Consider the following 21,383-nt stretch of genomic DNA (forward strand, 5'->3'; position numbering starts at 1 on the left):
CAGCGCAAAGCAGTCGGCGTCGTTCAGGACCCTGACCGGACGCCCGGTCGCCGCCCCGATCCGGCTTTCCAGCGAAACGCCGTCGATCGCCGGGATGTTGGCCACCCTGCCAACCCCGCTGCCCGGGTCCACGACTCCGGCGATCGAGATCGCGATGCCTTGCTCATGTCCGGTCACGAAACCCGTTACGGCCGCCAGGAAGGCACCCGGATCGTCACCGGGCGTCGGCACCTCGCCGAGGGGCCGCAAAGCCCCGTCCCAGGCGGCCGCCCGGATCCGGCTGCCGCCGATGTCGAATGCCAGGATCATTCTGTCCCCGTTCTGGCGCCATTCCGGCCCCGTTTGCCGCCAGTCTTGACAGCCCATCCCCGCCCCGTCAAACCGCCCGCAACGCAGGAGAGCCCGATGCCCGCAGATGACCGCCTGATCGTCGCCCTCGACGTGCCGAATGTGGTGCAGGGCCTCGACCTCGTCGCCCGGATCGGGGACGCCGCCAGCTTTTACAAGATCGGCCTCGGCATGCTGACCGGCGGCGGCCTGGCGCTGGCCAACGAGCTCAAGCACGAACAAGGCAAGCGCATCTTCCTCGACATGAAGCTCTTCGACATCGGCGCCACGATCGAGGCCGCCGTCCGGGGCCTTGCGCAATACGACCTCGACTTTCTCACCGTCCACGGCGACCCGCAGGTCGTCACCGCCGCCGCCACCGGCAAGCGCGGCACGGACCTGAAGATCCTTGCCGTCACGATCCTCACCTCGCTCGACCGCGCCGATCTGGACGCGAACCTCATCAAGCCTGGCGACATCCACGACATCACCCTCGAACGCGCCGCCCGCGCCCTGCAAGCCGGGGCCGACGGCGTCATCGCCAGCCCGCAGGAAGCCGCCCTGATCCGCGCCCTGCCCGAAGCGGCGGGCAAGCTGATCGTCACCCCCGGCATCCGCCCCGCCGGGGTAGCCACTGGCGACCAGAAGCGCATCGCCACCCCGCGCCAGGCCATCGCCGACGGCGCGGACCACATCGTCGTCGGCCGCCCGATCTGGCAGGCCACCGATCCCGCCGCCGCCGCCCGCGCCGTGATCGCCGAACTGCCCTGATCGCGCCAAGGGACTACCTTGCCAGAGGGCCCGATCTGCTCTTGCCCTTTTCGGAAATACTCTCGGGGGGTCTGGGGGGCGAAGCGCCCCCAGCGCCCGCCCAGCAGCATGCCCGATTCCTTTCGGAATCCTTTACGAAAATTTTCAAAGTATTGATTTTCAAGTATTATCGGCTCTTGTCCACCGTGGACAGGTCAGGCCAGCAGCCGCGCCCCGTCCCGGCTGGTGATCCGGACCTCCAGGATCGCCCCCTCCGGCTGGTCCGCGGCGAAGGCCACCTCGGCGAATCCCTCGGTCCGTCCGATCCGGGCTCCCTCGGTCAGCACGCGTTGGACCTGTCCCACCTGCGCGGCGAGGTGGGCGGCCAGCACCGCTTCGCCCAGCGCCCGCAACCGGGCGGCGCGCTCGCGGATCTCGGCCCCCGGCACCTGCGGCATCCGGGCGGCCGGGGTGCCCTTGCGGGGCGAGAAGGGAAAGACATGCAGGAAGGTCAGCCCGCAGTCGGCCACCAGATCGAGACTGCGCTGGAACATCGCCTCGGTCTCGGTCGGGAAGCCCGCGATGATGTCGGCCCCGAAGACGATGCCGGGCCGCAGCCGCCGCGCCTCCTCGCAGAAGCGGATCGCATCCTCTCGCAGGTGCCGCCGCTTCATCCGTTTCAGGATCAGGTCGTCCCCGGCCTGCAGCGACAGGTGCAGGTGCGGCATCAGCCGCGGCTCGGTCGCGATCGCCTCCATCAGCGCCGGGTCGGCCTCGATGGAATCGATCGAGCTGATCCGCAGTCGGGGCACCGCCGTCAGCTTCAGGATCCGCCGCACCAGATCGCCCAGCCGCGGCTGGCCGGGCAGGTCGGCGCCCCAGGAGGTCAGGTCCACCCCGGTCAGCACCACCTCGTTGAAGCCGCGGTCTACCAGCCGGCTGATCTGCTCGACCACCACCCCCGCCGGGACCGAGCGCGAATTGCCCCGCCCGTAGGGAATGATGCAGAAGGTGCAGCGGTGGTCGCAGCCGTTCTGCACCTGGACATAGGCCCGATGCCGGCCGAACCCGTCGATCAGATGCCCAGCCGTCTCGCGCACCGACATGATGTCATCGACCTGCACCTTCTCGGTCGCGCCGATCAGGTCCGGCGCGGCAAGGCCCTTCCAGATCTCTGCCTGCATCTTCTCGTGGTTGCCGATGACACGGGCCACCTCGGGCATGGCGGCGAAGGTCTCGGGCTCGGTCTGCGCGGCGCAGCCGGTCACGATGATCGGCGCGCCCGGATTCTCGCGGGACAGGCGGCGGATTTCCTGCTTGGCCTTGCGCACCGCCTCTGCGGTGACGGCGCAGGTGTTCACGATCACCGCGTCCGACAGGCCCGCCGCCGCGGCCAGCTCCTTCATCGCCTCGGACTCGTAGGCGTTCAGCCGGCAGCCGAGCGTGGCGAAGACCGGAGGTTTCACCGGATGGGCGGGCGCGTTCATCGGTGGGCCGCCACGTAATCGGGTGACAGTTCACCGTCGAAGACCCGCGCCACCGGGCCGGTCAGCCAGACGCCATCCTCGCGCCAGTCCACCTCCAGCGTGCCGCCGTCCGCCTCCAGCACCACGCGCCGCCCGGTCAGCCCGCGCAGATGCGCCGCGACCGCCACGGCACAAGCGCCCGAACCGCAGGCGAGCGTGATCCCCGTCCCGCGCTCCCAGACCCGCATCCGCAGGTGATCGGGGCCAAGCGGGCTTGCGAACTCGACATTCGTGCGCTTGGGAAACAGCGGGTCATGCTCGATGCCGGGGCCGAGCGCGGCCAGGTCCACCGCCTCGGCATCGGCGACGAAGTGGACGCAATGGGGGTTGCCCATGCCCACCGCCACCGGATCGCCCGGCAGGGGCAGGTGCAGCGGATCGACCGCGCGCGCCAGCGGAACTGAGGCCCAGTCAAGCTGCGGCGGCCCCATGTTCACCGCCACCCGGCCGTCCTCTAGACGCTCCGCCCGCAACCCGCCGCGCGCGGTGACCAGCGAGACCCGGTCCCGCCCCAGCCCGCGCATCACATGGTCCGAGACGCAGCGGGTCGCGTTGCCGCAGGCCCCGGCCTGGCTGCCGTCGCTGTTCCAGAACACCAGCCCGAAATCGGCGCCGGGCGCATCGGTGATCTCGGCCAGCTGGTCGAAGCCCACGCCCCGGTGCCGATCCCCCAGCGCCCGCGCCAGCGCAGGCGTGACCACCGCCCCGCGCCCGCGCGAGTCGATCACCACGAAATCATTGCCCGCGCCATGCATTTTCATGAACGGCAGGCCGGTCTGCGCCGAAGTCTCCATCATGCCCCGGCATATACGCCCGCACCCGAAGATTTGCCAGTGCCGCTCGTTTTTGCCCTTGACCCTGTGGGCGGGCTTGCCTAATCAGCCGCCTCGTGGGGCCGGTAGCTCAGTTGGTAGAGCAGCTGACTTTTAATCAGCGGGTCACAGGTTCGAATCCTGTCCGGCTCACCACCACTTCCTGAAAGCCATGGACTGAATTGCGGGCGGACCAGACGGACCGGGCTCTATCGATCTGGCACGGCATTGCCTGCTTTTGGTCAAAGTTGTGATCCAATTCATAGGCTATGCTTGCGATTGTAACCGTGCAAGGAGTTCCCGATGAACCGTCGCCAGATCCTTTTGTCCCTTCCCGCAGCCCTGATCCTGCCGGCGCCGCTGCTCGCCGAGGGCGACGCGCTGCAATCCGCCTTCGAGAGGCTTTCCCCCGCCGCCCGCCGCGCTGCGCAGGAGCAGCTGGCCATGGCCGGCTTCTATTCCGGCGGCATCGACGGCGCCTATGGTCCGGGCACGCGCCGCGGTCTGGTGCAGGCGGCCGCGTTCATTGAGCAGAACAGCTATGGCCGCACCCGATTCGATCTGGGCTCGGCCAAGGGCGCTGCGACCTATGTCCAGGCGCTGGCGAGCGGGGATCTGGGCAAGTATCTCTGGGGCGAGGGCGACGAAAGCGACGGCGGCTGACGGTCGGCTGCGGCAGGGCAAGGCCGGTCAGATCATCTTGATCGTGTCCTTGCCTACCGCCAGCATGTAGCCCCGCCGGGCGATGGTCTTGACCAGCAGTTCCGACACAAGCTGGTTGCCCAGCGCGTCGCGCAGCCGCTTCACGCGGGTCGCCCCGGCGGCCTCGTCGCAGTCGGCCTCGTTCCGGCCCGAGATCACCGCCTCGATCTGGGCGCCGGTCAGCACCTCGTCATCCATCCGCGCCTCCGCCAGGACCGACAGCGTTTCCAGCGCCGCCTCGGTCAGCTGGAATTCCATGTCGTTGATGTAGACCGCCCGCGCCTCGCGGGAAATCATCAGGCTGGCGACCTGAATCCCCGACCGCTGGATCGCCGAGATCCGCCGGTTCAGCGCGATGATCATGACCAGGAACACCAGCGCCGCGATCAGGAGCGCGGTCGAGAACACCAGAAGCACGAAGATCACGCTGCGATAGCTGACCAGCACCTCGGAAAAGGCGGTGCCGGATTGCGCGAGGATCTCCAGCAGCTTGATCTCGGCGCCCGATCGCAGGTCGTCGTTCTCGACGAAAATGCGTTCGACACGCGCATTGAAGGCGTTCGCGTCCGGCAGGTTCAGGAACAGGAACAGGGCCGCCGCCAGCAGGATCAGGACGATGGCGGCGATACCGAAGGCGACGACGCGGTTGCCCGCCTTGAGACTCTCAGTAACGGAGGAAGAAGTCTCCGGCACTCGCTTTCCTTTCCTCAAGCCCTTCGGGCCCGAATGTGGACAGAACAGTAAGCAAGGTCCAGCCACCCGATGCAAGCCTGGGCGTGAGTTCGCCTTCGGCCGCTCCGGGGTTGCAATTGCCGTCCGACACCTGCGAGACACCGTAGATCAGCTTGAGCGGTTCGTCACGCTTGGCCTTGTAGTCGGCATAGCATTCGGCCGAGGCCGGCCCGGCTATGGCCAAGGCAAGCGCAACTGCGACAGAAGCGGTCAGTCTTTTCATTTTTCCGGCTCCGGAAAGGAGGCTGCTCGATTTGCCCTCGGACAATGCGCGCGGGCGCGCTGATATTCAATATCAGGCAAGAATTTGCGGCCTTGTTATCGGATAGCAAGTCAGGTCTGCCGCACCGCTATGGCCTAGCAGGCGGGCGATATTGCTTACCCGGGAGGCATGGGTCGAGCGTGGGTCATCGAGGTCGCGGACCATCGGCAGCGACCGCAAAGACCAACAGACCCCCAGCAGGAGGCACGCATGCCCGTCGAATTCAGAAGCAAGTCGCATCGCATCCCGTCGCATGGCATATCTGAAAGCACGCTGACCGGACGCCGCTTTGCCGCAATGCTGACCGGCGGCGCCGCGGCGCTGGCGCTGGTGCTGGCCACCGCGATCCCGGCCAAGGCCGACAAGAAGGACGACCTGGCCAAGGCGCTGATCGCGGCTCTGGTCGTCGGCGCCATCGCACATGAACTGAAGGACCGCGACCGGCCGGCGCCGGCGCCAGCCCCCGCACCCCTGCCCGAGCCGGTGTCGTCCAGGCGCGTTCCATCAGTCTGCGCAATCTCGATCGACGGGGCGGACCGCTCGGTCTCGCTCTACCCCGAAAGCTGCCTGCGTGCGGAAGGCTTTCGCCACCGCCTGCCGCGCGGCTGTTCCAATGGCGCGACGATCTTCGGCGAACGGGACCGGGTCTATTCGGCGAAATGCCTGCGCGACGCGGGCTTTCGCGTGCAGGGCAACTGACATCCGGGCCGCCGAGGCGGCCTTGACCGAGACGGGACCGCCCTGATCCCGTCTCCTGCTGGGGGTGGGAGGGTGAGCAGCTCCCGCCCCCTTTTTCCGGCGCCGGTTCCGCGCTAGGTGGACACATGGCCCGCAACCTTCCCGATTTCCTGCACGAGACCGAGGCGCTCTGCACCGGCGCCCTGCGGGTGGTCGGCGTGGACGAGGTTGGGCGCGGACCCCTGGCCGGCCCGGTGACCGCCTGCGCCGTGCGGCTGGACCCCACCCGGATCCCGGCGGGCCTGCGCGATTCCAAGATGCTGACGGCCGCAAGGCGCGAGGCTTTGTTCGACGAGATCATGGCGCTGGCCGAGGTCTCGGTCGCGCATGCCAGCGTTCAGGAGATCGACAGCCTGAACATCCTGCGAGCCACCCATCTGGCGATGGAACGGGCGGTGGCGGGCCTGTCGGCGGACCATGCGCTGATCGACGGCAACCTGATCCCGCGCGGGCTGGCCTGTCCGGCGACGGCCATCGTCAAGGGCGACGTGCGTTGCCTGTCGATCGCCGCTGCCTCGATCGTGGCCAAGGTCACGCGCGACCGGATCATGGTGGATTTGGCGCAACATCACCCCGGTTACGGCTGGGAAGCCAATGCCGGCTACCCGACCGCCGCGCATCTTGAGGCGCTGAAAACTCTAGGCGTTACCCCTTGGCATAGACGTTCGTTCCGCCCCGTCCACAACATATTGTATCAAGAGAATTATGTAAGCTCTTGATTCAAAAAAGAATTTGACGGCGAATCGGCTCTGACTCATGATTCCGGGCAACATCGGCACACAAAGATGCCGGGGGCAGAGGCAGAGAATGACGACCAGGAATACCGCGGCGGAGAGCGACCTTCCGCTGAACCAGATCCTTGCTGGCGATTGCGTGGAGGTGATGAATTCCCTTCCGGCGGCTTCGGTCGATCTGATCTTCGCCGACCCGCCCTACAACCTTCAGCTCAAGGGCGAACTGCATCGGCCCGACAACTCCAAGGTCGATGCGGTGGACGACCATTGGGACCAGTTCGCGAGCTTTGCCGCCTACGACGCCTTCACCCGTGACTGGCTGGCCGCCGCAAAGCGCCTGCTGAAGCCTCACGGGGCGATCTGGGTCATCGGCAGCTACCACAATGTGTTCCGGCTGGGAACCGAACTACAGAATCTTGGGTTCTGGCTTCTGAACGACGTTGTCTGGAGGAAGTCGAACCCCATGCCGAACTTCAAGGGAAAGCGCCTGACGAACGCGCACGAGACGCTGATCTGGGCCAGCCGGGACGAGGCGGCGAAATACACCTTCAACTACGAGGCGCTGAAGGCCTTGAACGACGGCGTGCAGATGCGGTCGGACTGGGTGATCCCGCTCTGCACGGGGCACGAACGGCTGAAGGACGAGAACGGCGACAAGGCCCATCCGACCCAGAAGCCCGAGGCGCTGCTGCATCGGGTGCTGGTGGCAACCACCAATCCCGGCGACGTGGTGCTGGACCCGTTCTTCGGCACCGGAACCACGGGTGCGGTCGCCAAGATGCTGGGCCGCGACTTCATCGGCATCGAACGCGAACCCGCCTATCGCAAGGCCGCCGCCGAGCGGATCGCACGGGTCCGCCGCTTCGACGCCTCGGCGCTGGAGGTCTCGGGGTCGAAACGCGCCGAGCCGCGGGTGCCCTTCGGCCAGGTGGTCGAACGCGGGATGCTGCGGCCGGGGGAAGAGCTTTTCAGCCTCGGCAACCGCTTCAAGGCCAAGGTACGGGCCGACGGCACGCTGATTGGCAATGACGTGAAGGGCTCGATCCATCAGGTCGGCGCGGCTCTGGAGGGCGCGCCCTCCTGCAACGGCTGGACCTACTGGCACTTCAAGCGCGACGGCAAGCTGGTCCCCATCGACATCCTGCGGCAGCAGATCCGGGCCGAGATGGAGGCCGACGGCAGCCGCACGCACTGACATCCGAACACGCCTGTCCCCCGGACCGCCTGGGGGACACCTCTACCCCGCCGAGATGTCTCGGCGGGGTTTTTTCCGTTCCTCAGCCTCGAGTTGGTTGATCCCGGCCCCCAGGTTTCCTATCCCGGTTCCAATACCGAAATGGAGCACGGATGGTCTTTCGCCGACGCAAGCCACTCAGCCTCTGGCAGAAGCTGCGCGCCCTGGTGCTGCCGCGGGGTGGCTGGGGCCGGGCGTTCCGCTATCTGCGCCATCGCGCCAGCCGCATCCCCGACGCACCGCACCGGATCGCGCGGGGGATCGCCTGCGGGGTCTTCGCCTCGTTCACGCCGCTGTTCGGGCTGCATTTCTTTCTGGCGGTGTTCCTGGCCTGGGTCATCCGCGGCAACATCATCGCCGCGCTGATCGGCACCGCGGCAGGCAATCCCCTGACCTTCCCCTTCATCGCCATGCTGTCGATCGACCTCGGCCAGACGATCCTGGGCACCCGGGCCGACGGGGTTCCCATGTCGCAGGTCATGACCGCCTTCGGGCAGGCGGGCGACGAGATCTACCGCAACGTCCGGGCCATCTTCACCGCCGAGGAGATGCGCTGGGACCGGCTGGAGCGGTTCTTCCGGGGCGTGTTCCTGCCCTATCTGGTGGGCGGCACGGGCCCCGGCCTGGTCGCGGCGATCGCTGCATACTGGCTCAGCCTGCCGGCCTTGAACGGTTATCAGCGACTGCGGGCTGCCAGGCGCGAGGCGCGGGCTCAAAGGCTGTCGGCGAAGGCCGAGGCGACCGATGAAGGGAACGGGAAATGAACGGTGCGAATACCCTGGTCGAGACGCTGCTGGCCTCGGGCGTCAGGGTCTGCTTTGCCAATCCCGGCACGTCCGAGATGCATTTCGTGGCCGCACTGGACCGCCACCCCGAGATGCGCTGCATCCTCTGCCTGTTCGAGGGCGGGGTTTCGGGGGCAGCGGACGGCTACTACCGGATGTCGGGCGAGGTCGCGGCCACTCTCCTGCATCTGGCGCCCGGTTTCGGCAACGCCTTCGCCAATCTGCACAATGCCCGCAAGGCGCAGTCGGGTGTCCTGAACATCATGGGCGACCATGCCGACTATCACCTGCGTTTCGAGGCGCCGCTGAAAGGCGACACGGTGGGCGTGTCGCAGGCCGTGTCGCACTGGACCCGGGTCTGTTCCGAAGCCGGCAAGGTTGCGCAGGATGCAGCCGAGGCGGTGCAGGCCGCACGGGCGAAGGGTGGGCAGATCGCCACGCTGATCCTGCCGGCAAACACCGCCTGGGAGCCGGCAACGGGCCACGCGGTTGCCGCCCCTCCGCCATCGCTGCGCCGGCCCTCCGAGGCCGAGGTGAAGGCCGCCGCCAGGGCGCTGCGCCAGCCGGGGGCGGTGCTCCTGGTAGATGGGCCGGTGCTGTTCACTGACCTTGGCCTGCTGGCGAAACGGCTGACCAAGGCGGCGGGGGCGCGGCTGATGCAGCCCTTCTTCGTCAGCCGTTTCCGCCGTGGGGCGGGCGCGGTGAGGATCGAGCGCATGGCCTACCGGATCGATGAGAACCTGAAGCTGTTGCAGGGCGCCCCGGCGCTGGTCCTCTGCGGGACGACCCGTCCGGCGGGCTTCTTCGCCTATCCCGGACTGCCCTCCACCCCCGACGATCCCGACACCCGGCTGATCGACCTGTGCAGCCGCGACATGGACATCGCCTGGACCCTTCAGGCGCTGGCCGCCGAACTGGGCGAGGCCGCGCTTGGGTCCGAGGATTTCGTGCCCCTCGACCTGCCCGCCCTGCCCGAGGGCGAGCTGACCGTCACCAAGGTGGGCGAGGCGATCGCCGCGCTTATGCCCGAGGACGCGGTGGTGGTGGATGAGGGGATCTCGGCCTCCTACTTCCTTGCGCCGGGGCTGAAGCGGGCGCGGGGGCATGATGCGCTGACGATCACCGGCGGCTCGATCGGCTTTGGCCTGCCCAATGCCGTGGGCGCGGCAGTGGCCTGCCCGGACCGCAAGGTCGTGGTTCTGGAGGGCGACGGGTCGGGGATGTACACGCTGCAATCGCTCTGGACCATGGCGCGCGAGGGGCTGGACGTGACCGTGGTGATCTTCGCCAACCGCGGCTACCAGATCCTGCGCGACGAGTTGGCGGCGATGGGGGTGAACGAGGTCGGCCGCAATGCACGGGCGATGTTCGATGTCGAGGGGCCGGCGCTCGACTGGGTGGCGCTGGCGCAGGGGCATGGCGTGGCGGGGGTGCGTGTCGCCGACATGGCTGGCTTCAATGCCGCCTTCGCCGAGGCGATGGCCAAGCGCGGCCCGCGGCTGATCGAGGTCGTCTGCTGAGCGGCCCGCTCAGCCCGCGACCGGGTTCAGCGCCTTGTTGTAGGGGTGCCAATCGGAAATGTCGGGGTAATGCCGGCGCCGCCAGGCGCGGACGCGGGGGTTCATGATCCGCCTCCACAAGGGTGGGACCATCGCTGCCATGGTCATCAGCGGATAGCCGAAGGGCAGCTGCGGCGCCTCGTCCGGCGGGTAGGTCTGCAGGACCGGAAAGCGACGGTCGGGCTTGTAGTGGTGATCGGAATGGCGCTGGAGATTGATCAGCAGCCAGTTCGAGGCGCGCTGGTCCGCGTTCCAGCTGTGGCGCGGCAGGACATGTTCATAGCGCCCATCGCCCAGATGGCGGCGCGTCAGGCCGTAGTGTTCGATGTAGTTCACCAGTTCCAGCTGCCAGATCGCGGTGAAGGCCTGGACCAGGAACAGCCCCAGCCCCTCCCAGCCACCCAGACCCAGTGCCAGCGCGAGAAACGCCGACTGCAAGGCCGCATAGCGCCAGAAGGGGTTCGAGCGGTGCCACCAGGGGAGACCCTTCCGGGCCAGCATCGCCACCTCGGCCCGCCAGGCCGAAGGCGGGCACTGCCGCAGCACTCGGGGGAAAAAGCGATGGAAGCCTTCGTTGTAGCGCGCGGTCACCGGATCGCGTGGAGTGCCGACATGGATGTGGTGGACGCGCAGATGTTCCGACCGGAAATGCGAATACAGCACCGAGGCAAGAAGCAGGTCGGCAAGCCAGCGCTCCAGCCGCGATTTCTGGTGCATCAGCTCATGCGCGTAGTTGATGCCGATGGTGCCCGAGACGACCCCCATCCCGAAGAACAGCGCCAGCTTCTCGCCGGCGTCCAGATGGTCGGCGCGCGGGACGAACCACAGCATCGCCACCAGCAGCGCAAGCTGGATCGGGAACCAGACCAGCGTGACCATCCGGTAAGCGCCCAGCTGCGCCTCTGGCGTCTGCGGATCGGGATTGGCGGTGTTGTGGCCGGTGACCGCATCGAGAAGCGTGAAGAGCCACCAGGTCGAGAGTGGCAGGAGCGCGATGGTCCAGCCGCCGAACCAGAGCCCGATGACCGCGAGCGGCGGCAGGGCGAGGGACAGCCAGAACGGCAGGACGGCGGGCAACGGGCTCATGCCGGCAGTCTAGATCAAGCTCGACCGGCATCAAAGTCGCCAACGGGCGGATGGCCAAGATCTTTCGTCGAAAAATCTTGGCTTTGTCCCGGATCATCCTGAAAGCTGACCCCGGGCGAGATCCCAGGCCTTGCGCATGACCGTGGGCAGGTCGGCGGGGCGGAACTGGTGGTGCGGGATCATCTCGCCCCGGTCCGGGGGGCCGTCCAGCCGGGCGACCCGGACCGACAGGATCAGGTGGAAATGGGTGAAGGTATGGCGCACTTCGCCGATATCCTGCCAGTCGGCGGCGGCCGGTGCCGGGCCGCCCTGCCCGTCCCAGCCGTCTCCGGGAAAACCCAGCATCCCGCCGAGGAGACCCTTCTCCGGGCGGCGTTCCAGGAGGATGGCGCCGTCCCCGTGACCAAGCCAGAGCGTGCCGCGCCGGATGGGCTTGTCGGGTTTCGGCGTCTTGCGGGGAAGCTCGGCCTGGAGGCCCCTTGCCCGGGCGCGGCAGGCATCCGACCACGGACAGATTCCGCAGGCCGGAGAGCGCGGGGTGCAGATGGTGGCGCCGAGGTCCATGATGGCCTGGGCATAGTCTCCGGGGCGGGAGGCCGGGGTCAGCCGGGCGGCCAGCGCGGTAAGTTCCTGCTTGGCGGCGGGAAGCGGGGTCTCGACAAGGTGAAGGCGCGCGATCACGCGCTCGACGTTGCCATCGACCACGGTCGCGGGTTCGTCGAAGGCGATGGCCGCGATGGCGGAGGCCGTGTAGGGCCCGATCCCGGGCAGTGCCAGAAGGGAGTCGCGGGTCGCGGGGAACCGGCCACCATGGTCCGAGGCGACCGCCCGGGCGCATTTCAGCAGATTGCGGGCGCGGGCGTAGTAGCCCAGTCCCGCCCATTCGCCCATCACCTGCGTATCTTCGGCGGCGGCAAGGTCGTTTACCGTGGGCCAGCGCGCAGTGAAGCGGTGGAAGTAATCCTTCACCGCCGCGACGGTGGTCTGCTGCAGCATGACCTCGGACAGCCAGACGCGGTAGGGGTCGGGGCGGATGCCCGCTGCGCGGTCCTGCGGCGGGACTCGCCATGGCATCGCACGGGCGTAGCGGTCGTACCAGGACAGGAGCCGGGCGGATAGGGATTCGGGGGCCTGCATCGGGGCGAAGATAGCGGACGGGACGCCGGCGGCCAGAGGGCGTGGCTGCACCGGGCGTCCGGGCACCGGGTAACCATCCGCTGACGCAATGTTTATTCCTGTTTCAGCCTTCCCACTGGCGAGGGCCAGCGCATCGGGTAGAATGGGCGCAAAGGACAGGAGCAGATGAGCCGCCAGCCCCTCCCCTCACCCAGTGCCGAGCACCGGATGCGCGGGTTCGAGCCTGCCTTCGGGCTGATGAAGGACGCGGTGCGCGTGGCCGGAGAGTCGCGCGGCTTTGCCGCCGCGCGTCTGCTGACCCACTGGGCCGAGGTCGCGGGCGAGGACATGGCGCGCCGGACCCGGCCGGTGAAGATCGGCTATGGCAAGGGGGGCCTCGGTGCGACGCTCACCCTTCTGGTCAAGGCCAGCGAGGCGCCGCTGGTGCAGATGGCGCTGCCGCAGCTGAAGGAACGGGTGAACGCCGTCTATGGCTATGCCGCCATCCAGCACATCCACCTGACCCAGACCGCCGCCACCGGCTTTGCCGAGGGTCAGGCCGAATTCACCCCTGCGCCAAAGGCAGCGAAGCCCGCCGATCCGGCCGTGGCCGCAAAGGCCGCAACCGTGGCCGAGGGTGTCTCCGATCCGGGCTTGCGCAGTGCGCTTGAACAGCTGGCGCAAAACATCTTAACTCGCCCCCGATCCAGAACTTCGGGCTGAAAAGGACGCCGACCGATGATGAAACTGAACCGCCGGGCCATGATCGCCCTTGCCGCTGCCGCCACCGCGGCCATGACCCCGGCGCTGGCCCAGGAAACCACGACCGAGGCCGCTGCCCCCGCAGTCAGCGACTATTCGCTGGGATCGCCCGACGCCAAGGTCAAGATCGTCGAATATGCCAGCTTCACCTGCCCGCATTGCGCCGATTTCCACGACAACGTCTTCACCCAGCTGAAGAAGGACTACATCGACACCGGCAAGGTGCATTTCACCCTGCGCGAGGTCTATTTCGACCGTTACGGCCTCTGGGCGGCTCTGATCGCTCGCTGCGGCGGCGAGATGCGCTATTTCGGCATCCAGGACATGCTGTTTTCCAAGCAGAAGGAATGGGCGGCCGCAGAAAGCCCGCAGGCCGTGGTCGAACAGCTCAAGACCATCGGCCGCGCGGCGGGACTCGAGGATGCCGCGATGGAAGCCTGTCTGAACGACAAGCCCCATGCCGAGGCGCTGATCAAGCAGTTCCAGACCAATTTCGAGGCCGACGGGGTGCAAGGCACGCCCACGCTGTTCATCAACGGCAGCAAGCATTCCAACATGACCTACGCCGACCTCAAGGCGATCATCGACGCCGAGCTGGCCAAGGAATGACCGCACCTCTGCAAGGAATCCGCGTCATCGAACTGGCGCGGATTCTGGCCGGCCCCTGGGCGGGCCAGACGCTGGCCGACCTCGGGGCCGAAGTCATCAAGGTCGAGGCGCCCGAGGGCGACGACACCCGGCGCTGGGGGCCTCCGTTCCTCGAGGTGGAAGGGGAACGCTCCGCCGCCTATTTCCATGCCGCGAACCGCGGCAAGCGCGGCATCACCTGCGATTTCCGCACGCCCGAAGGGCAGGAGACCGTGCGCCGCCTGGTCGCTGACGCCGATGTGGTGATCGAGAACTTCAAGGTCGGGGGCCTTGCGAAATACGGGCTGGACTACGATAGCCTGCGCAAGGTGAACCCGCGGCTGATCTACTGTTCGATCACCGGCTTCGGTCAGACCGGCCCCTATGCGCATCGTGCGGGCTACGACTTCATCATTCAGGGCATGTCCGGGTTGATGAGCGTGACCGGCCCCGCCGACGGCCAGCCGCAGAAGGTGGGTGTGGCGGTGACGGACGTGTTCACCGGGGTCTATGCCGCGACCGCGATCCTTGCCGCCTTGATCCAGCGCGGACGGACCGGCGAGGGCCAGCACATCGACATGGCGCTGCTGGACGTGGCGACCTCGATCATGGCGAACCAGGCGATGAACTACCTCGCCTCGGGCAAGCCGCCGGGTCTGATGGGCAACGCGCATCCGAACCTCGCGCCTTACGCGGTGTTCGACTGCAAGGACGGCTGGATCATCCTCGCCACCGGCAACGACGCGCAGTATCAGCGGCTCTGCGCGATCCTCGGGCTGCCGGAGCTTGCGACCGATCCCGCCTTTCTGACCAACGCCGACCGCGTGACCAACCGCGCCGCGCTGACGGAAAGGCTGACCGCTGCGACGCGCAGCTTCGCCAAGTCCGACCTGCTGGCTGCCTGCGAGGCCGAGGGCGTCCCCGCCGGGCCGATCAACGACATGGCCGAGGTCTTTGCCGATCCGCAGGTCATAGCGCGGGGCATGCGGATCGCGCCCGAGGGCGTGCCGGGCGTGCGCAGCCCGATGACCTTCTCGGCGGCCGAACTGGCGCTGGACCGCCCCGCGCCGCGTCTGGGCCAACACCAGGCCGAGGTGCTGGGCAAGAAGGGCTGACAGCCCGGCTCAGGCCTCGCCCTCTGGCACCGCTTCCAGGATGTCGCCGGGCTGGCAATCCAGTGCGGCGCAGATCGCGGCAAGCGTCTCGAAGCGGATGCCCTTGACCTTGCCCGATTTCAGCAGCGACAGGTTCTGTTCGGTGATCCCGATGCGCTCGGCCAGCTCGCGCGAGCGCATCTTGCGCCGGGCCAGCATCACGTCCAGCCGGACGACGATCTGCATGCTGCGGGGAGGCATCAGACGAAGCCCTCGTTCTCGGCCTTGACCCGCGCCGCCTCGCGCAGCGCCCAGCCGATGACGGTCAGCAGGCCCGCCGCCATCAGGAAGCCCAGCGTCCCGCCGTCGAGGCTGATCGCCAGCACCTTGTCGGGCGCATTCCAACCCAGGATCAGGGTCTGCGCCGTGGGCACCAGGATGGCGAACAGCGCCACCAGGACCAGCGCGCGGCCGATCCGCAGGATCGTCTCGGCGTTCCCGGCATCCAGCACGACCCCCTCGGCATAGCGGCCGAACAGCCGCGCCATCCCGCGCAAGGCCGCGACCATCGGCAGGACCGAGAGAATCCCCAGCGCCCCGACCAGCCCGGCCTGAACCTGGCTGACCGGCGTCCCCGCCGGCACAAGGGGCGCCCGGGCCAACAGCGAGGACGGGTCCGTCACCCCCTTGCCAGCATAGATCAGCACCACGACCGGCAGGATCGCCGACAGGGCCAGCGCAACCCCATACAGGATGCCCGACAGTTTCCGCAGACGCGCGATTTCCTCCATTGACATTCTCCCTTTGCGACGTTGTTTTATTGTAAAACAGTAAAATATGTCTGTCAAAGGTGATTCTCATGCTCCCCGCCCTGCGCGCCTTCCTTGGCCTTCTGGCGCTCTCTGCCTGTGCCTCGGTCGTTCCCTCCACGGCGGCGCGGCTTGCCGCGCTCGACCCGTTGACGGCCAATCCGGCGGCGCTGGAACTGGTCGTGATCCTGCCGCCGGGCCTTGCAGTCACGCCCGGCAGCGCCCGGCTGGACCTCTCCGCTTCCCGGGGGACAGATCGGCTCTCGGGCAGCTTCCGCCTTGCGGACCGCCCCGTTCCGCCCGGCGTCGCCCTGCCGGCTGGCGCCACTGCCCGCGGCTTTGCCATCGCGAAGGCCGAGGTCGCCCGGATGCGCGCCCTTCAGGCGGAAATCGCGGGGTGGAAGCGTGAAGGGGCGGCGCGGGGGCAGCTCGGCCTCGGGATCGGCGGCTGCGCGATCGGCGATGGACCCGCGCCAGAGGCCCGGGGCTCGGTCCTTATCCGGGTGGCGGCGGATGGCCCCTTCCTGCCGCTGGTCGCCGACGGGCGGCTGTCCGACCTGCTCGGGCCGGACACCTTGCGCGCGATCAAGCCTTGCCATGCCGCCGAATAGCGCGTAGGCGCCCGCCTTCGGTTGAGATTGCGCGTCCCGGATGCTACTCTTTTCCGAAGCCCCGGCGCGGGGGCCGTCGGCCGCGCCTGTCTCTGGAGGACCCGGTCCTGTCGCATTCTGATCCCGCCACCGGCCTGCCGGTCGGTCCGCGCCTGAAACCCGCCGATGCCCAGCAGGACCACGCGTCCGAGGATGTCCTGGCCCTGGTGCTTAAATCCGTCGATGACGACAAGGCCGAGGACATCGTGCAGATCGACCTGCGCGGTCGGTCGGACGTGGCCGATTACATGGTGATCTGCTCGGGCCGGTCGTCGCGCCAGGTCGCCTCGATCTCGGAAAAGCTCGCCGACCGGCTGAAGCAGGAGATGCGGATTTCCGTCCGCATGGAGGGGAAGGAAACCGGCGACTGGGTGCTGATCGACGCGGGCGACGTGATCGTCCATGTCTTCCGCCCGGAAGTGCGCGACTTCTACCAGCTGGAAAAGATGTGGCTGCCCATGGGGGCGGGCGCGGCCCGCGCGGCCAAGGCCTGATGCGGCTGCACCTCTGCGCCGTCGGCCGCCTGCGGGCGGGGGCAGAGCGTGACCTCGTGGACGACTACCTGCAAAGGCTTGACCGCAGCGGGCGGCCCCTCGGCCTCGGCCCGGTGGCCGAGCACGAGGTCGAGGACCGCAAGGGCGGCGGCATGGCGGCCGAGGGCGCGCTCTTGGCGCGCGCGATTCCCGAAGGTGCGGCGCTCTGCGTGCTGGACGAACGGGGCAAGCTCATGACCAGCCCCGAGTTCGCCGCGCAGCTTGCCGGCTGGCGCGACGGGGGGCGGCAGGATGCGGCCTTCGTGATCGGCGGGGCGGACGGGGTGGACCCGGCGCTGCGCAACCGGGCCGACCTTGTGCTCAGCTTCGGCCGCATGGTCTGGCCGCACATGCTGGTCCGGGTCATGCTGGCCGAACAGCTCTACCGCGCCGCGACCATCCTTGCGGGTTCGCCCTACCACCGGGTCTGACGGCAGCCTCCTCGCTTCCTTCGGTCGCTCCTCGGCCGGGCGCAGGCGAGGAGTGCCCGAAGGGCTTCGACGAGCCGCCCCTACAAGAGCGCCCGTTCCGCCGCAGCACCCAGCCGCAACAGCCGCGCCTCCTGCCCCGGCCCGGCCATGAGGCCGATTCCGCAGGAGGGCTGCGAGGTCGGCAGGCTCAGCGCGCAGCCCCCCATCAGGTTGCCGATCCGGGTGTTGCGCAGCGCCAGGAGGTTCTCGGTCACATAATAGGCGTCGTCGGTCATCAGCCGGTTCGCATCCGGCGGCAGGATCGGCGACGAGGGCAAGAGCACCGCATCGAACGCGGCCTCCCGGTCGGACCAGAGCCGCCGGATCACCTCAAGCCGGCGCCAGGCGGCGACATAGTCGGTGGCCAGGATCCCGGCACCCGACCGGAAGCGTTCCAGGATGCGCGAGAACATCTTCTGCGGCGCGCGCTCGATGGTCTCGCGCCAGATGCCATAGGCTTCGGATGTGAACAGCACCGCGGCAAGCCCCATCGCCTCGGCCACTTCGGGCATGGCGAAACGCTCGATCCGCGCCCCGGCCCGCGCCAGCCGCGCCACCGCATCCTCGAAGCCCTGCGCCGGCCGCGCCCGCAGATCGTCCAGCGCGACGGTCTCGAGCACCGCCAGCCGCATCCCGGCCAGCGTCGCACCGCCCAGGTCGGCCCGCGCCCCGCCCATGGCCTCGAGCAGCAAGGCGCAGTCCTCGACCGAATGTGCCAGGGGCCCGATCGTGTCGAAGCGTTCGCAAAGCGGCACCACCCCTTCGGTGGGCAGGCTGCCATGCGTGGTCTTCAGCCCCACGAGGTCGTTCCAGGCCGCCGGGATCCGCACCGATCCGCCGGTATCCGACCCGATGGCCGCCGGAGCCAGCCCGAAGGCCACCGAGGCCGCCGCGCCCGAGGACGACCCGCCCGGCACCGCGCGGTCGTCGTTCAAGTTGGGCGGCGTCGCCGTCACCGGGTTCATGCCCAGCCCGGAAAAGGCCAGTTCCGACATGTGCGTCTTGCCGAGGCACACCAACCCGTTCAGCGTCGCCGTCTCCAGCACCGCCGCATCCCGCTCGGGCACCCGGCCCTTCAAGAGTGCCGACCCCGCCTCGGTCGCCACGCCCGCCGTGTCGAACAGGTCCTTCCAGCTGAGCGGCACCCCGTCGAGCGGCCCCCGGCGCAGGCCCGCCTTGGCGCGGGCGGCGGCGGCCATCGCCTCGCCCCGTGCCCGGGCCGGCGTGGCACGGGCATAGATCCGGGCGGCGAGGGGATGCGTTTCGATCTCGTGCAGGAAGGCTTCGGTCAGCTCGACCGGATGGATGCGGCCCGCGTCGATCTCGCGCCCGAGTTCGGCTGCGGTCATGTGCGCCCAGGTTCCGGTCATGGCATCCCCCGTTTTCCGGCGACCGTAGCGGCTTGGCGACGCATGGACAATCCGTCGGCGCGGGGTATGTAGAGGGGCATGGAACGGGACGCCGATATCCTGATCGCGGGCGGAGGGCTGAACGGCCCCGCGCTGGCCTTGGCGCTGGCGCAGGGCGGCTTCCGGGTAACGGTGATCGACGCCCGCCCCGCGCCTGCCCGGGCCGAGGCGGGGTTCGACGGGCGCGCCTATGCGCTGGCCATCGCCTCGGTCCGCCTGTTGACCGCCATCGGCATCTGGCCCGCGGTCGCCGACCGGGCACAGCCGATCCTGCAGATCAAGGCCTCGGACGGCCGCGCGGGCGAGGGGGCGGCGCCCTTTTTCCTGCAGTTCGACGCGGCCGAGATCGAGGAAGGCCCGATGGGCCACATGCTGGAGGACCGCCATCTCTACGCGGCCTTCCTTGCCGCGATGCAGACCGCGCCGGGGGTGACGCTACTCTCGGGCGAAAGCGTCGTCGCGCAGGAGGTCGGGCCGGCGGGGGTAACGGTGACGCTTGCTTCGGAGCACCGGCTGACGGGGGGACTGCTCGTCGGCTGCGACGGGCGCGGCTCTGGCGTGGCCGCCCGCGCGGGGATCCGCCGCGTCGGCTGGGGCTACGGCCAGACCGCGCTTGTCACCGCGATCCGGCACGAACGCGACCACCAGGGTATCGCGCACCAGTTCTTCATGCCCTCGGGGCCGCTGGCGATACTGCCCCTGAAGGGCGGTCACCATTCCAGCATCGTCTGGAGCGAGACGGACGCCACCGCCGCCGCGATCCAGGCCCTGCCGGATGACGCCTATCTCGAGGCGCTTCGCCCCCGCTTCGGCGATTTCCTTGGGCAGATCGCGCTGGCCGGGGACCGGTTCACCTATCCCCTGTCGCTGTCCCTGGCCGAACACTTCATTGCCCCCCGCGTGGCGCTGGTCGGCGATGCGGCGCATGGGGTGCATCCGATCGCCGGGCAGGGGCTGAACCTCGGCCTGCGTGATGTGGCGGCGCTGGCCGAGGTGCTGATCCTCGCCCGCCGCCGGGGCGAGGACCCGGGCAGCCCCGCCGCGCTGGAGGAATACCAGCGCTGGCGCCGGTTCGACGCGACAGCGCTGGCCCTGGGCATGGACGGGGTGAACCGGCTGTTTTCCAGCGACAATCCGCTTCTCCGGCTGGGGCGCGATCTCGGGATGGGGGTGATCGGCGCCCTGCCCGGCCTGCGCCGCGGCTTCATCCGGCAAGCGGCGGGGCTGACGGGCGAGCTTCCGCGCCTTCTGACGGGGCGTCCGGTGTAGGCTCTGCCGAAGGCTCATCGACGCCTTCGGCACTCCTCGCAGCCTCCTCGCGAGGAGGAGCCGAAGGCGAACGAGGAGCCTCCACCTTGCGCGCCTCGCGCCGGTCGAGCAGGTGGAACAACAGCGGGTTGGCCAGGATCGACAGGATCGCACCCGCCACCACCAGGTCGCGCGCCTCGGGCGGGACGATGTCGAGTTTCGCGCCCATGGTGATCAGGATGAACGAGAATTCGCCGATCTGCGCCAGGCTTGCCGCGATGGTCAGCGCCATGTCGCGCCCCTCGCCCAGAAGCCGGACCAGGTAGAACCCGGCCGCCGCCTTGACGCCGACGATGATCGTCACCGTGGCGAGTAGCGCCAGGGGTTTCGACATCAGGATCGCCGGGTTGAACAGCATGCCCACCGAGACGAAGAACAGGACCGCGAAGGCGTCGCGCAGCGGCAGGGTTTCCCGCATGGCCTGTTGCGACAGGGTCGAGGAGGACATCACCATCCCGGCGAAGAAAGCCCCCAGCGCGAAGGAGACGCCGAAGAAATGCGTCGCGCCATAGGCCACGCCCAGCGCGATGGCGAGGACCGCCAGCCGGAACAGCTCACGCGAAAGGGTATGGGCCACGAAATGCAGGACCCAGGGGATGACCCTGCGGCCGATCACCAGCATGAGGGCCACGAAGGCCGCCGCTTTCACCAACGTTATCAATACGGTAGCCGCGATCGGACCGAGGCCGATGTTCTGGGTGACTTCCGCGACGATCTCGGCATCCTCGCTGACCGGCATCGCCGTCCCGCCCAGGAGGCCCGCCAGCGGCGGGATCAGCACCAGCGCCAGCACCATCACCAGGTCCTCGACGATCAGCCAGCCCACAGCGACGCGGCCCTTGTCGGTCTGGATCAGTTCGCGGTCCTGCAACGCACGCAGCAGGACCACGGTCGAGGCGACCGACAGCGCGATGCCGAAGATCAGCCCGGCCCCGAGGCTCCACCCCATCGCCCAGCCGACCCCGGTGCCGGCCAGCGTCGCCACCGCGATCTGGCCCAGCGCGCCGGGCAGCGCGATGCCCTTCACCGCCATCAGGTCGCGGGGCGAGAAATGCAGGCCGACCCCGAACATCAAGAGAATGACGCCAAGCTCGGCCAACTCGCCCGCAAGGTCGGTATCGGCGACGAAGCCGGGGGTGAAGGGGCCGATCACCACTCCCGCAAGCAGGTAGCCCGCGATCAGCGGCAGCTTCAGCCGCTGGGCCATCAGGCCAAACAGGAAGGCCAGCCCGAAGCCGGCGACAAGCATGGTGATCAGGGGCGTTTCGTGCGGCAAACCTTCTGCATCCTTTCCGGCCGGCAGCCCCGAGCCACGGGGTCCGGCCAGTCGCCAGTCGGGAAATCCTGTCAGGAGACAA

25 protein-coding genes and 1 tRNA gene are annotated in these 21,383 nt (G+C 68.5%); 15 read left to right on the forward strand and 11 right to left on the reverse strand.

Annotated features, from left to right (window positions below; translation table 11 throughout):
- Positions 1-309: ROK family protein (locus ACK4IU_RS00055; protein WP_409730434.1), on the reverse strand; the 309-nt coding region annotated here is incomplete at its 3' end.
- Positions 310-405: 96 nt separating this feature from the next.
- Between ACK4IU_RS00055 and pyrF the strand changes: the two genes are divergently transcribed.
- The gene (gene pyrF / locus ACK4IU_RS00060) at positions 406-1,098 is read left to right on the forward strand and encodes an orotidine-5'-phosphate decarboxylase (protein ID WP_409730436.1); all 693 of its coding nucleotides are present in this window, start codon (positions 406-408) and stop codon (positions 1,096-1,098) included.
- A 194-nt stretch (positions 1,099-1,292) separates the two neighbouring features.
- On the opposite strand, the gene mtaB is transcribed toward pyrF, so the two are convergent.
- Together mtaB and dapF are read right to left on the reverse strand one after the other, a co-directional pair.
- The gene (mtaB, locus tag ACK4IU_RS00065; RefSeq protein ID WP_409730688.1) at positions 1,293-2,543 is read right to left on the reverse strand and encodes a tRNA (N(6)-L-threonylcarbamoyladenosine(37)-C(2))-methylthiotransferase MtaB; all 1,251 of its coding nucleotides are present in this window, start codon (positions 2,541-2,543) and stop codon (positions 1,293-1,295) included.
- Positions 2,544-2,560: 17 nt separating this feature from the next.
- Positions 2,561-3,400, reverse strand: coding sequence for a diaminopimelate epimerase (gene dapF / locus ACK4IU_RS00070; RefSeq protein ID WP_409730438.1), 840 nt, complete (start codon positions 3,398-3,400; stop codon positions 2,561-2,563).
- A 95-nt stretch (positions 3,401-3,495) separates the two neighbouring features.
- Here dapF and ACK4IU_RS00075 point away from each other — a divergent pair.
- Both ACK4IU_RS00075 and ACK4IU_RS00080 read left to right on the forward strand, forming a co-directional pair.
- Positions 3,496-3,571, forward strand: a tRNA-Lys gene (locus ACK4IU_RS00075).
- A gap of 147 nt (positions 3,572-3,718) precedes the next feature.
- Positions 3,719-4,078: a peptidoglycan-binding domain-containing protein gene (locus ACK4IU_RS00080; protein WP_409730439.1), complete on the forward strand. Its 360-nt coding sequence runs from the start codon at positions 3,719-3,721 to the stop codon at positions 4,076-4,078.
- Between the two features lie 27 nt (positions 4,079-4,105).
- Here the strand turns inward: ACK4IU_RS00080 and ACK4IU_RS00085 are convergent, their stop codons facing one another.
- Together ACK4IU_RS00085 and ACK4IU_RS00090 are read right to left on the reverse strand one after the other, a co-directional pair.
- Positions 4,106-4,810, reverse strand: a complete 705-nt coding sequence (locus ACK4IU_RS00085; RefSeq protein WP_149588585.1) for a transcriptional regulator — start codon at positions 4,808-4,810, stop codon at positions 4,106-4,108.
- Positions 4,782-5,072 (reverse strand): hypothetical protein, encoded by a 291-nt coding sequence (locus tag ACK4IU_RS00090; protein ID WP_409730441.1) that lies wholly within the window; start codon positions 5,070-5,072, stop codon positions 4,782-4,784. The genes ACK4IU_RS00085 and ACK4IU_RS00090 overlap by 29 nt, the downstream gene beginning before the upstream one ends.
- A 249-nt stretch (positions 5,073-5,321) precedes the next feature.
- On the opposite strand from ACK4IU_RS00090, the gene ACK4IU_RS00095 reads away from it, so the two are divergent.
- From ACK4IU_RS00095 to ACK4IU_RS00115, 5 genes are all read left to right on the forward strand, one after another.
- Complete coding sequence (locus ACK4IU_RS00095) at positions 5,322-5,810, forward strand: hypothetical protein (protein ID WP_409730443.1); 489 nt, start codon at positions 5,322-5,324, stop codon at positions 5,808-5,810.
- 125 nt (positions 5,811-5,935) lie between these two features.
- Positions 5,936-6,568 (forward strand): ribonuclease HII, encoded by a 633-nt coding sequence (locus ACK4IU_RS00100; protein WP_409730445.1) that lies wholly within the window; start codon positions 5,936-5,938, stop codon positions 6,566-6,568.
- 88 nt (positions 6,569-6,656) lie between these two features.
- On the forward strand, positions 6,657-7,778 hold the full coding sequence (locus ACK4IU_RS00105; RefSeq protein WP_409730447.1) for a site-specific DNA-methyltransferase: 1,122 nt from the start codon (positions 6,657-6,659) through the stop codon (positions 7,776-7,778).
- Positions 7,779-7,930: 152 nt separating this feature from the next.
- On the forward strand, positions 7,931-8,581 hold the full coding sequence (locus ACK4IU_RS00110; RefSeq protein WP_409730449.1) for a DUF2062 domain-containing protein: 651 nt from the start codon (positions 7,931-7,933) through the stop codon (positions 8,579-8,581).
- A complete protein-coding gene (locus ACK4IU_RS00115) occupies positions 8,578-10,122 on the forward strand; it encodes an acetolactate synthase large subunit (RefSeq protein ID WP_409730451.1) in 1,545 nt (514 codons plus the stop codon). Before ACK4IU_RS00110 ends, ACK4IU_RS00115 begins: the two co-directional genes overlap by 4 nt.
- Positions 10,123-10,131: 9 nt before the next feature.
- On the opposite strand, the gene ACK4IU_RS00120 is transcribed toward ACK4IU_RS00115, so the two are convergent.
- Positions 10,132-11,247: an alkane 1-monooxygenase gene (locus ACK4IU_RS00120; RefSeq protein WP_409730453.1), complete on the reverse strand. Its 1,116-nt coding sequence runs from the start codon at positions 11,245-11,247 to the stop codon at positions 10,132-10,134.
- A 93-nt stretch (positions 11,248-11,340) separates the two neighbouring features.
- The gene (gene mutY / locus ACK4IU_RS00125) at positions 11,341-12,384 is read right to left on the reverse strand and encodes an A/G-specific adenine glycosylase (RefSeq protein WP_409730455.1); all 1,044 of its coding nucleotides are present in this window, start codon (positions 12,382-12,384) and stop codon (positions 11,341-11,343) included.
- Positions 12,385-12,549: 165 nt separating this feature from the next.
- Between mutY and ACK4IU_RS00130 the strand changes: the two genes are divergently transcribed.
- Genes ACK4IU_RS00130 through ACK4IU_RS00140 form a run of 3 tightly spaced genes read left to right on the forward strand, consistent with a single transcriptional unit; the run spans position 12,550 to position 14,867 of the window.
- The gene (locus ACK4IU_RS00130) at positions 12,550-13,086 is read left to right on the forward strand and encodes a DUF721 domain-containing protein (RefSeq protein WP_409730457.1); all 537 of its coding nucleotides are present in this window, start codon (positions 12,550-12,552) and stop codon (positions 13,084-13,086) included.
- Positions 13,087-13,125: 39 nt separating this feature from the next.
- Entirely contained in the window at positions 13,126-13,734 is a 609-nt protein-coding gene (locus tag ACK4IU_RS00135; RefSeq protein ID WP_409730690.1) for a DsbA family protein, read from the forward strand.
- Positions 13,731-14,867, forward strand: coding sequence for a CaiB/BaiF CoA transferase family protein (locus tag ACK4IU_RS00140; protein ID WP_409730459.1), 1,137 nt, complete (start codon positions 13,731-13,733; stop codon positions 14,865-14,867). The genes ACK4IU_RS00135 and ACK4IU_RS00140 overlap by 4 nt, the downstream gene beginning before the upstream one ends.
- Positions 14,868-14,876: 9 nt before the next feature.
- On the opposite strand, the gene ACK4IU_RS00145 is transcribed toward ACK4IU_RS00140, so the two are convergent.
- Positions 14,877-15,092 (reverse strand): helix-turn-helix domain-containing protein, encoded by a 216-nt coding sequence (locus ACK4IU_RS00145; RefSeq protein ID WP_409730460.1) that lies wholly within the window; start codon positions 15,090-15,092, stop codon positions 14,877-14,879.
- A gap of 14 nt (positions 15,093-15,106) precedes the next feature.
- Positions 15,107-15,637, reverse strand: a complete 531-nt coding sequence (locus tag ACK4IU_RS00150) for a DUF2975 domain-containing protein (protein ID WP_409730462.1) — start codon at positions 15,635-15,637, stop codon at positions 15,107-15,109.
- 68 nt (positions 15,638-15,705) lie between these two features.
- Here ACK4IU_RS00150 and ACK4IU_RS00155 point away from each other — a divergent pair, with 68 nt between their 5' ends.
- From ACK4IU_RS00155 to rlmH, 3 genes are all read left to right on the forward strand, one after another.
- Complete coding sequence (locus ACK4IU_RS00155) at positions 15,706-16,266, forward strand: hypothetical protein (protein ID WP_409730464.1); 561 nt, start codon at positions 15,706-15,708, stop codon at positions 16,264-16,266.
- Positions 16,267-16,418: 152 nt separating this feature from the next.
- Positions 16,419-16,799 carry a ribosome silencing factor gene (gene rsfS / locus ACK4IU_RS00160; protein WP_354001250.1) on the forward strand — a complete coding sequence of 127 codons (381 nt, stop codon included), beginning with the start codon at positions 16,419-16,421 and terminating at the stop codon, positions 16,797-16,799.
- Positions 16,799-17,269 (forward strand): 23S rRNA (pseudouridine(1915)-N(3))-methyltransferase RlmH, encoded by a 471-nt coding sequence (gene rlmH / locus ACK4IU_RS00165; protein WP_409730466.1) that lies wholly within the window; start codon positions 16,799-16,801, stop codon positions 17,267-17,269. The genes rsfS and rlmH overlap by 1 nt, the downstream gene beginning before the upstream one ends.
- An 80-nt stretch (positions 17,270-17,349) precedes the next feature.
- Here rlmH and ACK4IU_RS00170 read toward each other — a convergent pair whose 3' ends face one another.
- Positions 17,350-18,678 carry an amidase gene (locus ACK4IU_RS00170; protein ID WP_409730467.1) on the reverse strand — a complete coding sequence of 443 codons (1,329 nt, stop codon included), beginning with the start codon at positions 18,676-18,678 and terminating at the stop codon, positions 17,350-17,352.
- 78 nt (positions 18,679-18,756) lie between these two features.
- Between ACK4IU_RS00170 and ACK4IU_RS00175 the strand changes: the two genes are divergently transcribed.
- Positions 18,757-19,986 (forward strand): FAD-dependent monooxygenase, encoded by a 1,230-nt coding sequence (locus tag ACK4IU_RS00175; protein WP_409730469.1) that lies wholly within the window; start codon positions 18,757-18,759, stop codon positions 19,984-19,986.
- Here the strand turns inward: ACK4IU_RS00175 and ACK4IU_RS00180 are convergent.
- A complete protein-coding gene (locus ACK4IU_RS00180; protein ID WP_409730471.1) occupies positions 19,922-21,274 on the reverse strand; it encodes a cation:proton antiporter in 1,353 nt (450 codons plus the stop codon). The genes ACK4IU_RS00175 and ACK4IU_RS00180 overlap by 65 nt on opposite strands.
- Positions 21,275-21,383 lie beyond the last annotated feature (109 nt).

The sequence above is a fragment of the Tabrizicola flagellatus genome (genome assembly GCF_046295235.1).
GTDB classification, from domain to species: Bacteria; Pseudomonadota; Alphaproteobacteria; order Rhodobacterales; family Rhodobacteraceae; genus Tabrizicola; species Tabrizicola flagellata_A.

Coding starts and splice junctions, on each gene's coding strand:
- ACK4IU_RS00115 (WP_409730451.1), top strand. CDS start 8,578: ATGAACGGTGCGAATACCCTGGTCGAGACGCTGCTGGCCTCGGGCGTC.
- mutY (WP_409730455.1), bottom strand. CDS start 12,384: ATGCAGGCCCCCGAATCCCTATCCGCCCGGCTCCTGTCCTGGTACGAC.
- ACK4IU_RS00130 (WP_409730457.1), top strand. CDS start 12,550: ATGAGCCGCCAGCCCCTCCCCTCACCCAGTGCCGAGCACCGGATGCGC.
- ACK4IU_RS00135 (WP_409730690.1), top strand. CDS start 13,126: ATGATCGCCCTTGCCGCTGCCGCCACCGCGGCCATGACCCCGGCGCTG.
- ACK4IU_RS00110 (WP_409730449.1), top strand. CDS start 7,931: ATGGTCTTTCGCCGACGCAAGCCACTCAGCCTCTGGCAGAAGCTGCGC.
- ACK4IU_RS00090 (WP_409730441.1), bottom strand. CDS start 5,072: ATGAAAAGACTGACCGCTTCTGTCGCAGTTGCGCTTGCCTTGGCCATA.
- ACK4IU_RS00105 (WP_409730447.1), top strand. CDS start 6,657: ATGACGACCAGGAATACCGCGGCGGAGAGCGACCTTCCGCTGAACCAG.
- ACK4IU_RS00140 (WP_409730459.1), top strand. CDS start 13,731: ATGACCGCACCTCTGCAAGGAATCCGCGTCATCGAACTGGCGCGGATT.
- ACK4IU_RS00155 (WP_409730464.1), top strand. CDS start 15,706: ATGCTCCCCGCCCTGCGCGCCTTCCTTGGCCTTCTGGCGCTCTCTGCC.
- ACK4IU_RS00095 (WP_409730443.1), top strand. CDS start 5,322: ATGCCCGTCGAATTCAGAAGCAAGTCGCATCGCATCCCGTCGCATGGC.
- ACK4IU_RS00170 (WP_409730467.1), bottom strand. CDS start 18,678: ATGACCGGAACCTGGGCGCACATGACCGCAGCCGAACTCGGGCGCGAG.
- rlmH (WP_409730466.1), top strand. CDS start 16,799: ATGCGGCTGCACCTCTGCGCCGTCGGCCGCCTGCGGGCGGGGGCAGAG.
- pyrF (WP_409730436.1), top strand. CDS start 406: ATGCCCGCAGATGACCGCCTGATCGTCGCCCTCGACGTGCCGAATGTG.
- ACK4IU_RS00080 (WP_409730439.1), top strand. CDS start 3,719: ATGAACCGTCGCCAGATCCTTTTGTCCCTTCCCGCAGCCCTGATCCTG.
- ACK4IU_RS00150 (WP_409730462.1), bottom strand. CDS start 15,637: ATGGAGGAAATCGCGCGTCTGCGGAAACTGTCGGGCATCCTGTATGGG.
- ACK4IU_RS00120 (WP_409730453.1), bottom strand. CDS start 11,247: ATGAGCCCGTTGCCCGCCGTCCTGCCGTTCTGGCTGTCCCTCGCCCTG.
- ACK4IU_RS00145 (WP_409730460.1), bottom strand. CDS start 15,092: ATGCAGATCGTCGTCCGGCTGGACGTGATGCTGGCCCGGCGCAAGATG.
- ACK4IU_RS00180 (WP_409730471.1), bottom strand. CDS start 21,274: ATGCTTGTCGCCGGCTTCGGGCTGGCCTTCCTGTTTGGCCTGATGGCC.
- ACK4IU_RS00100 (WP_409730445.1), top strand. CDS start 5,936: ATGGCCCGCAACCTTCCCGATTTCCTGCACGAGACCGAGGCGCTCTGC.
- dapF (WP_409730438.1), bottom strand. CDS start 3,400: ATGATGGAGACTTCGGCGCAGACCGGCCTGCCGTTCATGAAAATGCAT.
- ACK4IU_RS00175 (WP_409730469.1), top strand. CDS start 18,757: ATGGAACGGGACGCCGATATCCTGATCGCGGGCGGAGGGCTGAACGGC.